Raw genomic sequence first — 12826 nt, forward strand, 5'->3', positions numbered from 1 at the left:
GTGAGATTATCCATGCCTCGCGACAGCGACAAAGACAACGATTCCCGCGGCCGGCGAGGCCCGGCCAAAGGTCGCCCGGCCGGAGGCCCGCCCAAGGGCCGGTCCGGCAAGCCGCGCGGCCCCGAGAAGAAATTCGCCAAGCGCGGCCCCGAGGGCAGGGGCGACGCGCGCCCGCCGCGTGGCGACCGCGACAGCCGCGCGCCCCGCGAGGGTCAACCGGTCCGCCGCCGCGAGGAGGGCGATGCCCCGCGCCGCGACTTCAGCGAGCGTCCGAAGTTCAAGCGCGACGACCGGCCGCGCGGCGAGGACCGTGGCGAGCGCAGTTTCAAGCCCCGTGGCGACCGCCCGTTTTCCGATCGCAGCTCACGCGATGGCGGCGACAAGCGGCCGTTCAAGCCACGTGGCGATCGGCCGTCCTATGGGCGTGACGACCGTCCGCCGCGCAGCCGGGATCGCGACGATTCCCGTCCCGCGGGCCGGTTCGGCGACAAGAAGTTCGGCGACAAGCGGCCCTACGCACCGCGTGGCGACCGCCCGGAACGCAAGTTCGACGGCGAGCGGAAGTTCTCGCGGGGCGCACCCGACCGCAGCGACCGCCCGCGCGACTTCGGTGACCGTCCGCGCGATCGCGGCGAGCGCAGCGATTCAAAACCTTGGCAGAAGCGCGATGCGGCGCCGCGTGGCGACCGGCCGCCGCGCAAGGATTTCAGCAAGGGCCCGCGCAAGGATTTCGGCGGTCCAGATCGCAGTGGAGACAAGCCCTGGCAGAAGCGCGACGATCGGCAAGGTGGTGGCGGTGACCGTCCGCACTTCTCGCGGTCGCGCGACGATCGTGCGTCCGGCGACCGTCCGTTCCGCGATCGGCCCAAATTCGACCGGCCCAAGTTCGACCGGCCCAAGTTCGACCAGCCCAAGTTCGATCGCCCGCGCGACGACCGCCCCAAATTCGATCGGCCCCGCCGTGACGGCGACGGCGACCGTGGTGGGCGTGGCGACGACCGTCCGAAATTCAATCGCCCGCGCGAGCGCTCGGAAGGCCGCTCCGACTGGCACGAGCATCCGCGCAGCGAAGGCGGGTTTGGCGATCGTCCGCGCCGCGAAAACGAAGATGAGAGCAGGATCTTCGAGAAGCGTCCCGCCTTCGGCGGCCGCGGTGCCTATCGCAGCCGCGATCGTGACTTTGAGGGAAGGCCGCGTCGGGAAGAAGAGCCGAAGCCGAAGAAAGCCGGCGAACGCATCGCAAAAGTGCTGTCGCGTGCGGGCCTCGCCTCGCGCCGCGATGCCGAGGAGATGGTCACGCAGGGCCGCGTCAGCGTCAACGGCCGCGTCATCAACTCGCCCGCACTCGACATCACCTCGAACGATGTCGTCACCGTCGACGGCAAGCCGTTGCCGGAGCGCGAGCGCACGCGGCTGTTCCTGTATCACAAGCCGCGCGGCCTGATGACGACACATGACGACCCCGAGGGCCGTCCGACCGTGTTCGACAATCTGCCCGAAGGCCTGCCGCGGCTGATCTCGATCGGCCGGCTCGACTTCAACACCGAGGGCCTGCTGCTGCTCACCAATGATGGCGGGCTCGCGCGCACGCTGGAGCTGCCGGACACCGGCTGGCTGCGGCGCTACCGCGTCCGCGCCCATGGCGACGTCACCCAGGCCCAGCTCGACGAGCTCAAGAACGGCATCGAGGTCGAGGGCGTCAAATACGGTCCGATCGACGCCACGCTGGAGCGTGACCAGGGCGCCAATGTCTGGCTGGTGTTCGCGATCCGTGAAGGCAAGAACCGCGAGGTGCGTAACGTCTGCGCCCATCTCGGGCTCGAGGTGAACCGGCTGATCCGCGTGTCCTACGGCCCGTTCCAGCTCGGCGAAGTCCCCGAAGGCGAGGTCGAGGAGATCAAGTCGCGCGTGCTGCGCGACCAGCTCGGCGACAAGGTGATCGAGAAGTCCGGCGCGCAGTTCGACGTGCCGCAGAAATCATCTTCGCAAGACGGCGAAATGCCGCGCGAGAAGAAGCCCGCCAGCAAGCGCGACGTGATCGCCGACCGCAAGGGCCGCCGCGTGCTGGTGCAGCGCACCGGCAGCGAGGAGGCGCGCGAGCGCAATGAGGCCGAGGCGAGCGGCTACGGCCCGCCGCGTCGTCCCAAGCGCGGCTATCACGGCAAGCGCGACCTGACGCCGCGGGAGGACTAGGCTTGCGCGTCGTCGGCGGTCGCTTGAAGGGGCGCAATTTGGCCTCACCGTCCTCGCGCGACATCCGCCCCACGGCGGACCGCTTGCGCGAGTCCGTGTTCAACATCCTCGTGCACGCCTATGACGATCCGATTTCGGACGCGCGCGTACTCGATCTCTTCGCCGGTACCGGCGCGCTCGGAATCGAGGCGTCGTCACGCGGTGCAAAGTTCACGCTGTTCGTCGACAACGGCGCGGAAGCGCGCGCGCTGCTGCGCAACAATGTCGAGACGCTCGGCCTCGGCGGCGTCACCAAGGTCTATCGCCGTGATGCCACCGATCTCGGCCCTGCGCATCCGGTCGAGCCGTTCTCGCTGGTGTTCCTCGATCCGCCTTATGGCAAAGGCTTTGCGGAGAAGGCGCTGGCAAGCTTGCGGGACGGCGGCTGGCTCACGCCCGGTGCGCTGCTGGTCGTGGAAGAGGCGAAGTCCGCGCAGTTCGTGACGCCGGAAGGTTTTGAGGAGCTGGAGCGGCGGGCGTACGACGACACCGAGTTCGTGTTTTTGAAACGCAGCGCGTAAATCACCTTCGCCCGAACAGCTTCTCGACATCCGACAGCTTCAGCTCGACATAAGTCGGCCGGCCGTGATTGCACTGGCCGGAGTTTGGCGTCTCCTCCATCTCGCGGAGCAGGGCGTTCATCTCCTCCGGCCGCAGCCGGCGGCCGGCACGCACCGAGCCGTGGCAGGCCATGGTCGCAGCGACGTGCATCAGGCGACGTTCAAGAGGAAGGGCTTCGTCCCACTCGGCCATGTGTTCGGAAAGATCGCGCAAGAGCCCGCCCGCGTTGGTCTTGCCGAGCAGCGATGGCGTCTCGCGCACCGCGACCGCGCCCGGGCCGAAGGATTCGATCGCGAGGCCGAACGATGCCAGCTCCTCGCTGCGCTCCAGCAGGCGCTCGACCGTGGCCTCGTCCATCTCGACGATCTCGGGGATCAGGAGGATCTGCCGCTGCACGCCGTTGGCGGCGAGCGACGCCTTCAGCCGTTCATAGACGATGCGCTCATGCGCGGCATGCTGGTCGACGATGATCAGGCCGTCGCGGGTCTGCGAGACGATGTAGGTCTCGTGGATCTGGGTGCGCGCCGCACCGAGCGGGCGATCGACCAGGTCGCTGACGGGCTGCGTTTCGAACCGGACGTCTGCGCTCGGCGCGCCGACGTCGAATGCGGCCTGTGACCGCTCGGCGAAGGCGGGCGCGGCGGAGCGGTCGAATGACGGCGTCGGCGCGACCGGGGCGGATGGCGAGGCCCGCCAGTCCCAGCTCGCCGGCCGTGGCGTGAATGCAGGCCGGAACGAGGACAATGCGCTGTCGCCGCTATTGGCGGCGGTGCGCCGGCCCTCGCGCGCGAGCCCTTCCTTCAATCCGTGCACGATCAGCGCGCGCACGAGGCCGGCATTGCGGAAGCGCACCTCGGTCTTGGCCGGATGCACGTTGGCGTCGACCTCGCGCGGGTCGAGCGTGACGAACAGCGCCACCACCGGATGGCGGTCGCGCGGCAGATAGTCGGAATAGGCCGCGCGTACCGCCCCTAAGATCAGCTTGTCGCGCACCGGACGGCCGTTGACGAAGAGGTATTGCCCGAGTGCGTTGGCTTTCGTCAGCGCCGGCGCCGCGGCATAGCCGGCGACCACCACGCCCTCGCGCTCGGCGTGTACTTCGATGGCGTGGCTGCGAAACTCCGCGCCCAGGATATCGCCGAGCCGCGTCAGCCGTCCGGCGGCGCCGGGCAGGGCCGCAGCCCAGGTCACCGGCGCTCGCTCTTCGCCGGCAAGCGTAAAGGCGACGTCTGGCCGCGCCATCGCCAGCCGCCGCACCACCTCGCGGATAGCCTCCGCCTCGGTGCGGTCGGTCTTCAGAAACTTCAGCCGCGCCGGCGTCGCATAGAAGAGGTCGCTGACCTCCACCCGCGTGCCATGCGCCAGCGCAGCCGGCATGATCTCGGACTTGTCGCCGCCCTCGACGGTCAGCGCCCAGGCATGCGGCTCGCTCGCATGCCGTGTGGTGATGGAGAGACGAGCCACCGAGCCGATCGAGGGCAGCGCCTCGCCGCGGAATCCGAGCGTGCGAATCTGGAGCAGGTCCTCGTCGTCGAGCTTGGAGGTCGCATGGCGCTCGACCGCGAGTGCGAGATCCTTTGCGGTCATACCGCCGCCGTCATCGGTGATGCCGATCCGCCGCCGGCCGCCGCCGTCGGTGAAGACGTCGATCCGGCTCGCGCCGGCATCGATCGCGTTCTCGACGAGTTCCTTGACCACACTCGCCGGACGCTCGACCACCTCGCCGGCGGCGATGCGGTTGACGACTTGCTCTGGAAGCTGGCGGACGGGCATGGTCTGGTTCTTGGATTCGCTGGACGCGCTATTCTATGCCGTGTTGCGTCAAAAGCATGTGCCAAGCAACAGGCAACCTGGTCCGCTGGGGAGTGTTGTGGACGATTGCGCTGAAGCCATTGGACGTTCGAGCAAATCGCGCCGGCCGCCCTCCTCCCTCAGTCCTGATTGTGGGGCGCCGGGCAGCGGTGTAGCATCGTGAAAAAATGGCAACAGGACGGGAGGACGCCATGTGCCATCTCTTCGCGCACCAGCCCCAACGTGACTACGAGTCCCAGACCCGTTCCTTGCGGATCGGCGGGCACTGCACCTCCATCCGGCTGGAAATGGCGTTCTGGGATACGCTGGAGGAGATCGCGGCCAAGGAGAACATGAGCGTCGGGAAATTCCTCACGACGCTCTACAACGAGGTGCTCGACCATCACGGCGAGGTCAATAATTTCGCCTCGCTGCTGCGATGCTCCTGCCTGATCTATCGATCTCGGAGCGTGGCGCCGGTGCAGGAGTTCAAGGGAACAGTCGCGCCTATGCTCGACGCGGCCGAATAGCGGCTACAGCGAGAGCCGGCACCCGCAATTCCAACGTCGTCCTGTCGAACGTGCTCGGCCTGCATGGTTCGAGACGCCCGCTTTGGCGGGCTCCTCACCATGAGGGTCTGATATCTCGCCGCAAAACCAGACCTCATCCTGAGGGCCCGCCGGAGCGGGCGTCTCGATGGATGGCCGCGGGCGAACTTCCTGCCAAGTTCTTCCATGCGAGGACTGCGAGAGATCAAATCTCCTTCTTCTGCATCGCGCCGGCGATGTAATCCGCCTGCCGGATCGCCAGCGCGACGATCGTCAGCGTCGGGTTGCAGGCCGCGCCGCTGGTGAACTGGCTGCCGTCGGAGACGAACAAATTCTTGACGTCGTGGCTCTGCCCGTACTTGTTGACCACGCCGTCGCGCGGCTTCTCGCTCATCCGGTTGGTGCCGAGATTGTGGGTGCTCGGATAGGGCGGCGTCGGATAGGTCACGGTGGCGCCGACGGCGTCATAGACGGCGGCGCCCTGCTTGTAGGCGTGCGCGCGCATCGCGAGGTCGTTGGGATGGTCGTCGAAATGCACGCTTGCCACCGGCTGGCCGAACTTGTCCTTTACGACCGGGTCGAGCGTGATGCGGTTGGTCTCCTGCGGCATGTCCTCGCCCACCAGCCACATGCCGGCCATCCGTGGATAACCATCAAGCGCTGCGGTGAACGGACGTCCCCAGGCGCCGGGATTGAGGAACGCCGCCATGAAGGGCAGGCCGATCGAGAGCGTCTCCATCTCGTAGCCGCCAACGAAGCCGCGCTTCGGGTTGTTGGCCGCCTCGTCGCGGATGATCCCGGCCATGGTGGTGCCGCGATACATGTGCACCGACTTCTCGAATACGGCATAGACGCTGCCGGTCATGTGCCGCATGTAGTTGCGGCCGACCTGGCCCGATGAATTGCCAAGGCCGTCGGGGAACATGGTCGAGGCACTGTTGAGCAGCAGCCGCGGGCTTTCGATCGAATTGCCAGCCACCGCGACGATGCGCGCCTTCTGGCGTTGCATCGCGCCGCTCTCGTCGGCATAGACCACGCCGGTGACCTTGCCGCTCGCATCATGCTCGATCTTGACCGCCATGCTGCCGGGGCGAACCTCGAGATTGCCGGTCGCCTCCCCCTTGGGGATCTCGGTGTAGAGCGTCGACCATTTCGCGCCGGATTTGCAGCCCTGGAAGCAGAAGCCGATCTGCTGGCAGGCGCCGCGACCGTCGCGCGGCTGGCTGTTGATCGCCATGTTGCCGGTGTGCACGGTCTTGTAGCCGAGCTTCTTGGCGCCGGCTTCGAGCACCTTGAAGTTATTGTTGCCGGGAAGTCCGGGAATGCCGTTGGTGCGGGTCACGCCCATCTTGTTCTCGGCCTTGGCGTACCACGGCTCGATCTCAGCAAGCGTTACCGGCCAGTCCAGGAGGTTGGCGCCGGGGAGATTGCCGTAGGTGCTCTTGACCCTGAACTCGTGCTCGTCGAAGCGCAGCGAGGCTCCGGCCCAATGGGTCGTTGAGCCGCCAACCGCCTTGACGATCCAGGCGGGGAGGCCCGAGAAGTCCTTGCCGACGCGCCATGTTCCCGACGTGGTGCGCGCGTCGGTCCAGGCGAGTTGCGAGAAGCTCTCCCACTCGTCGTTGACGAAGTCCTGGTTCTCGATGCGGGGACCTGCTTCGAGAATGACGACCTTGACGCCCTTCTGCGCGAGCTCGTTGCCCAGCGTGCCGCCGCCGGCGCCGGAGCCGACGATCACCACAACGCTGGAATCGTTCAGATCGAATTTTGGCATCTGCGTTCTCCTGAACCGTTGGGGTGGGCTTTAAGCCTTCGGCAGCCAGTCGATGTCGGCGAAGCCGCGATTGATGTAGCCGCCGTGCTCGGCGGAGGAGCCTTCGTATCCGAACCGCGGCCAGACCTCTTTCTGGTTGTAGAGCGACACGATGAGGTCGCCTCGCACCTTCTGGAAGAAGTCGCTCTGCTCGATCTCCTTCAGGAGCACCACGCGGTCGGCTTCCCAGGGCACCTCGGCGTAAGCCACCTTGTGGCGATCCCGCGCGTTCTGATCGAGCCGCGTGATGCCGTCGCTGATCAGCGACTTGACGGCGGAATCCTTGGCCGCCTTGCCATCCCACGGCTTGATCGCGGTGATGTAGTAGCTGTCGCCGAGGACGTCGTGCGGATAGATGTCGCGCGCGACCTTCAGCAGCGTTTTCATCGTCGCGGGAGAGAGCGTGCTGGCCTCATCGGCCCAGGCACCCTCGATGCTGACGGCGACGTTGGTCGCAACGGCCGCGACCGGCACGGCGGTTGCGGCGCCCTTGAGAAAGACGCGGCGGCTATGCTTGCTTCGACGATCGACTTCTCTCATGGGTTCCTCCGTGGATTTTTGTGATTTGGATTTTTTGATTTGGTTAGTTGAAGCGTCCGCCCCGCTGGATCACTTCGATCTTGTAGCCATCGGGATCACTGACGAAGAAGAAGCGCGCCAGCGTTTTGCCGTCGTGCTTGAAGTCACGCAGCGGCCCCGGTGCGAGCTTCTCGCGCTCGAAACGGACATGCTCGGCCTCGAGGTCCTCGACCACCACGGCGAGATGGCCGTAGCCGTCGCCGAGCGCGTACGCTTCCTTGCGATCGAAATTGACCGTCAGCTCGACCTCGAAAGGTGAGGAGGGATGACGCAGATAGATCAGGGCAAAGTCCGCGAATTTCAGATGGTCCGCGACCTCGAGGCCAAAGGCGCGTCTGTAGAAATCGAGCGAGCGTTCCTCATCCAGCACGCGGATCATGGAATGGACGGGCTTGGCCATTCAATTCAGCTCCTTGAGGTAGGCGATGATGGCTGAGCGCGTCTCCGGTTTTGCCTGCCGATAGGCCATGACCACGCCGGGAATGACGGCCTGCGGATTGGCCAGCCAGGCGTCGAGCTTCGCCTCGTCCCAGGCGAAGTCAGCTTTGGCGAGGCCATCTGAATAATGAAAACCTTCGACCTTTCCGGCGGGCCGGCCGACGATCTTCACCAGCGGCGGGCCCTGCCGTACCGGTTCTGACAGGTTCGTGGTGTGGCACACCGCGCATTGCTGCTTGAACAGTGTCGCGCCATCGGGCGGCTTTGCGGCCGGCAAGGGCATTTGCGCGTCGGCAACCCGCACAATCAGCACCATCGCGGTGCACAATCCCAGCACGACTGCACGCATCGCCAAGAGCTCGCCCATCCACGTCAAATTCAGCGTGCGCAAACTCTAGGCGCCGCCAAACATGCGGTGGTAGTAGCGGGCTATTTTGCTGCAAGCGGAGATACTCGCGGGTAATGACGTTCCGCGCTGCCGCATATGCGGAGCACAATTCCGCGAAACCGCCTCGAAATCCCTAAGCGATGACCACACGAGGCGGATTGCATCGCAATCGCGCCGTTCGATCGCTCTACACGATGAAGTTTCGTGGTCAGCGTCCGGTCGATCAGTCGTCGAAACCGCGGCCGCCGCCGCGTCCGGCCTTGATGTCGCTGCGGCGCTTCTTGCCCTCGAGGCGGCGCTGCTTGGAGCCAAACGTCGGCTTTGTCGCACGCCGCGGCGTCGGGCGTATCATCGCCTCGCTCAGGATATCGACGAGCCGGTCAATGGCGTCCTGGCGATTGCGCTCCTGGGTACGGAAGCGCTGGGCGTGGATCACGATGACGCCGTCCTTGGTCATGCGCTGGCCGGCAATGCGGGCGAGCCGGATCGCGGCGTCCTCCGGAAGGGTCAACTTGCGCGTGTCGAAGCGCAATTGAGCCGAGGTCGCGACCTTGTTGACGTTCTGCCCGCCCGGGCCGGAAGCGCGGACGAAGCCGATCTCGATGTCGTCCTCGTCGATAACGAGATCGCGGGATATCCGCAGCATGGTGGCACCATTCGTGATGCCCGGACATATCCCGGACGTCTACATTGGGCAATGGTGCACCGTGGAAATGCAAATGGCCGGGCGAGCCCGGCCATTTCAGGACATTTCAGGACGTCAGTTCGACTTCGTGGCCGGCGCCGCGGCCGGTTGCGCGGCGGCCTGCGGGGCGCGGCCGACGACGACGGTCAGGAGGCCCTGGCCCCAGAGGCGCCTCGCGGCCGCCTTGGCGTCATCAAGGGTCACCGCGTCGACGATGCCGTTGCGCTTCTCGATATAGTCGATCGGCAGTTTGTCCTGCTGGTACTGCAGCAGCGCCTGCGCGAGCTTGGAGGAGCTATCGAGCGCCAACATCTGCGAGCCCTTGAGATAGGACTTGGCCTCGTCAAGCTCCTTCTGCGTCGGTCCCTCCTCGGCAATTCGGCGCACTTCCTTCTCGATGGCGTCGATGGTGTCGCCGGCGCGGTCGGCGCGCGTGCCGGTATTGCCGATGAAGAGCGCCGAATGCTCCATCCAGAGCAGGGATTCGAACACCGAATAGGCCAGGCCGCGCTTCTCGCGGACCTCGCGATAGAGCCGGGAGGACAGTCCCCCGCCGCCGAGGATGTGGTTGACCACATAGGCCGCCATGAAGGTCGGATCGCTGCGCTTCACGCCAGGGCCGCCGAAGGTGATGACGGTCTGCGGCACGTCGAGCGGCACGAAGGCGCGTTGCGGCGGCTTGGCCGCCTCGATGTCGGGGACCGGCGCGAGACGAGCCTTGGCGGGCAGGCTCCCAAACGTGTGGTCGAGCAGCTTGCCGAGCGTGGCCGGATCGACGTCGCCGACGACCGCGATCTTCAGCGTGTCCTTGGCAAGCACGCGGCCGACATAATCCTTCATGTCGGCGACCGTGATGGTCGGAACGCTGTCGAGGTTGCCGTTGGTCTGCCGGCCGTAGGGATGATCGCCGAAGGCGATTTCCAGGAACTTGCGGCTCGCCAGCGAGGTCGGGTTGGTGGTCTCGCGGCGCAGGCTCGAGATGACTTGAGAGCGGATGCGTTCGACATCGGCAATGTCGAAATGCGGCGAGGTCAGCGCACTCCTGAGCAGGTCGAAGGCTTCGTCCTTGTTGTCGCGCAGCATGCGCAGACTGCCGCGGAACGTGTCGCGGGTGGCGCTGAAGGACAGCTCAATGGCGCGGCGGTCGAGCCGCTCATGAAAGGTTTTGGAATCCAGATCGCCGGAGCCTTCGTCGAGGAGGTCGCCGACCAGATTGGCGACGCCCGACTTGTCCTTGGGATCCTGGGCCGAGCCGCCGGCAAAGGAATATTCCATGGCGATCAGGGGCACGGTCGCGTCCTGCACGAACCAGGCTTCGATGCCGCCCGGCGAGGTCAGGTGCTGGATCTTTGCAGCCGCCTGCGACGGCGCGACGGTCGCGAGCGCAAGGACTGCGCCGGTAACGAAGGACAGCGCGAAGTGTCTCGTGCATAGGAAGTGTCTTGCGCGAAGGAAGAAATAGGTCACGAACGCTTCTCCTCGCGCTTGGTGGTCGCGGTGTCCTTGATCAAATAGCCCGTCACCGAGCGCTTCTTCTCGAGCCATTTCTGCGCGACGGTGCGAACCTGCTCGGCGGTGACGGCGCGGATGCGGTCGGGCCAGCTCCTGATGTCCTCGATCGACAGTCCCGTGGACAGCGCGCCGCCATACCAGCGCGCCAGCACCGCCTGGTTGTCCTGGGCGTAGATCGCCTCCGCGATGAGCTGGGTCTTCACGCGCTCCAGATCCTCGGCGCGGATCGGTTTCTGCGCGATGTCGGCGATGACGCCGTCGATCACCTGCTCGACCTCGGCAAAGCTGACACCGGATTTCGGCGAGGCGGAGATCGCGAACTGGGTCGGATCGAGCGATGTGCTCGAATAGCTGGCGCTGGCGGAGACCGCCAGCGGCTTGTCGACCACGAGCGCGCGGTAGAGATAGGAATTGCTGCCGCTGCCCATCAGCTGCGCCAGCACGTCGAGGGCCGCGCTCTCGCCGGCCGCGGCCGTCGTCGCGGAGGGCACCAGGTAATAGCGGCGCAAGCCTGGCTGCTCGACGCGCGGATCGGACAATGTGACGGTGCGCGGTGCGGCCGGCTCCGGCTCCTGTGGCCGAACACGCCGCGCCGGGATCGCGGGCTGGGCCGGGATCCCGCCGAAATTGCGCTCGACCAGCGGGCGGACGTCGGCGGCCTCGACGTCGCCAGCGATCACCAGGATCGCATTGTTCGGCGCGTAGAAGCGGCGGTAGAAGGCGAGCGCATCCTCGCGATCGAGCTTCTCGATCTCCTGGTGCCAGCCGATCACCGGCCGGCCGTAGGGATGATTGAGATAGAGCGCGGCCATGATCTGCTCGTTGAGCCGCGCGTCCGGATTGTTGGCGACGCGCATGTTGTATTCTTCAAGCACGACGTCGCGCTCGGGCAGCACGTTCTCGTCCTTGAGGATCAGGCCGGTCATGCGATCGGCCTCGAACTCCATCATGGTCGGCAACTGCTCGCGCGGCACGCGCTGGTAATAGTTGGTGTAGTCGACCGAGGTCGAGGCGTTCTCGTTGCCGCCGACGCGGAGCACGGTCTGCGAAAACTCGCCGACGGGATGCTTCGAGGTGCCCTTGAACATCAGGTGCTCGAGGAAGTGGGCGAGCCCGGACTTGCCCGGCGTCTCGTCTGCCGAGCCGACCTTGTACCAGATCATCTCCGTGACCACGGGCGTGCGGTGATCCGGAATCACCACCACCTGCAGGCCGTTGCCGAGCGTGAAGCTGGCGGGCGGAGCCGATGTCACCGTGGTCTGGGCGAGGGCGGCGCCGGCTGAGAGGACGCTTGTCGAAAGCAGCGCGGCAAGGAAGCAGACCGCCGATCGGTGAGAGGACATCATGATCCTTTTGAAAGACCGAGCGCGGATGTCCGGCCCGGAGCCACACTATGGTACACTGCGCGGCTGAGGCTTCGCGTCACGAAGCAGAGAACGCCATCAATTCGCAATCAGGGACCGCATGAGAGAGCCGGCGGCAGCTCCGCTCATGCCGAAATGTCGCGGCACGGCGGGAGCTATTTCTCCTTCTCCTTGCCAGATTGGACGTCGAAGTAAGTTCGCTTCGAATTATCCGGCCCGGAGCCGTAGGCATAGTTGGGCGACGGCGTCTGATATCCCGCCGGCGGTTCCACCAGCGATTGGCGCGGCGGCTCCGACGTGAACTGCTTGGACTCGGGGTCGCTCCCTTTGAAGAGCTTCCACAGGCCGCCAGTGTATCCGAGCTGGGCGGGGCTGAGCGTCGGGTTATTGGTGCTGTTGCCGGGCTGGAGCGGTTCGTTGCTTTGGCGGGACGGTCCGGCCGTCCTGGCGGCGTTCATCTCGCTTGGCGAGAGCGGTCGGCCTGCCTGCCAGCTCTCCGTCGCCTTGGGTGCTTTCTTCCGCGCGGCGATGGCTTCCTTGCGGCGCCTCTCGTCGGGATCCTTCGGCCAGTTCGGCGCAACGTTGGCCTCGGTCGCAGCCGGCGGCGGCAGGTCGAGCTTGGGCGGCACGACCAGCGGCGAGCGCTCGCGGTACTCGATGCCGGGCTTCTCCATGCTCCTGCCGCCGAGGCCGGACATCAGATTGTCGATGAGCTTCTCTTCGAAGGTCATGTCGTCATCGTCGTCGTCGTCACCGGCGCGGGCGGCGCCAGCGGCCATGACGAGACCGATGCCGAGCGCGACCGCGGACAGTTTCAATGCCCGCCGGCCTTCCCGCCGGGGACCTCGAACCATCGAACCGCTGGTCTTCGAGCTGCGCATCACTGTACCTGTTCCATATCGTGGCAGATTGCCG

The 12826-nt window shown here is 66.0% G+C and carries 12 protein-coding genes; 3 read left to right on the plus strand and 9 right to left on the minus strand.

The features are described from left to right. Positions 1-12 precede the first annotated feature (12 nt). Positions 13-2193, plus strand: coding sequence for a pseudouridine synthase (locus tag OC450_RS11630; RefSeq protein ID WP_262047914.1), 2181 nt, complete (start codon positions 13-15; stop codon positions 2191-2193). 2 nt (positions 2194-2195) lie between these two features. Further along, the gene (gene rsmD, locus OC450_RS11635) at positions 2196-2753 is read left to right on the plus strand and encodes a 16S rRNA (guanine(966)-N(2))-methyltransferase RsmD (protein WP_211381442.1); all 558 of its coding nucleotides are present in this window, start codon (positions 2196-2198) and stop codon (positions 2751-2753) included. Position 2754: 1 nt separating this feature from the next. On the opposite strand, the gene mutL is transcribed toward rsmD, so the two are convergent. Then, on the minus strand, positions 2755-4566 hold the full coding sequence (gene mutL / locus OC450_RS11640) for a DNA mismatch repair endonuclease MutL (RefSeq protein ID WP_262047915.1): 1812 nt from the start codon (positions 4564-4566) through the stop codon (positions 2755-2757). Positions 4567-4796: 230 nt separating this feature from the next. Between mutL and OC450_RS11645 the strand changes: the two genes are divergently transcribed. Continuing rightward, positions 4797-5114, plus strand: a complete 318-nt coding sequence (locus OC450_RS11645; protein WP_211381444.1) for a ribbon-helix-helix domain-containing protein — start codon at positions 4797-4799, stop codon at positions 5112-5114. Positions 5115-5337: 223 nt separating this feature from the next. Here OC450_RS11645 and OC450_RS11650 read toward each other — a convergent pair whose 3' ends face one another. The 8 genes from OC450_RS11650 to OC450_RS11685 form a co-directional block, all read right to left on the minus strand. Next, positions 5338-6906: a GMC family oxidoreductase gene (locus tag OC450_RS11650; protein ID WP_262047916.1), complete on the minus strand. Its 1569-nt coding sequence runs from the start codon at positions 6904-6906 to the stop codon at positions 5338-5340. Between the two features lie 30 nt (positions 6907-6936). Beyond that, complete coding sequence (locus OC450_RS11655; RefSeq protein WP_262047917.1) at positions 6937-7485, minus strand: gluconate 2-dehydrogenase subunit 3 family protein; 549 nt, start codon at positions 7483-7485, stop codon at positions 6937-6939. 43 nt (positions 7486-7528) lie between these two features. Then, positions 7529-7924: a VOC family protein gene (locus OC450_RS11660; RefSeq protein WP_211381447.1), complete on the minus strand. Its 396-nt coding sequence runs from the start codon at positions 7922-7924 to the stop codon at positions 7529-7531. Next, positions 7925-8311, minus strand: a complete 387-nt coding sequence (locus OC450_RS11665) for a c-type cytochrome (RefSeq protein ID WP_211382394.1) — start codon at positions 8309-8311, stop codon at positions 7925-7927. Between the two features lie 262 nt (positions 8312-8573). Beyond that, entirely contained in the window at positions 8574-8996 is a 423-nt protein-coding gene (gene arfB / locus OC450_RS11670; protein WP_211381448.1) for an alternative ribosome rescue aminoacyl-tRNA hydrolase ArfB, read from the minus strand. 114 nt (positions 8997-9110) lie between these two features. Further along, a complete protein-coding gene (locus tag OC450_RS11675; RefSeq protein ID WP_372703123.1) occupies positions 9111-10502 on the minus strand; it encodes a M16 family metallopeptidase in 1392 nt (463 codons plus the stop codon). Next, entirely contained in the window at positions 10499-11893 is a 1395-nt protein-coding gene (locus OC450_RS11680) for a M16 family metallopeptidase (protein WP_372703122.1), read from the minus strand. The genes OC450_RS11675 and OC450_RS11680 overlap by 4 nt, the downstream gene beginning before the upstream one ends. A 173-nt stretch (positions 11894-12066) precedes the next feature. Next, positions 12067-12792 (minus strand): hypothetical protein, encoded by a 726-nt coding sequence (locus OC450_RS11685; RefSeq protein ID WP_211381450.1) that lies wholly within the window; start codon positions 12790-12792, stop codon positions 12067-12069. Between the last annotated feature and the right edge of the window lie 34 nt (positions 12793-12826).

Source organism: Bradyrhizobium sp. Bra78, assembly GCF_024519855.1.
In the GTDB taxonomy this organism is placed as follows: Bacteria; Pseudomonadota; Alphaproteobacteria; order Rhizobiales; family Xanthobacteraceae; genus Bradyrhizobium; species Bradyrhizobium japonicum_G.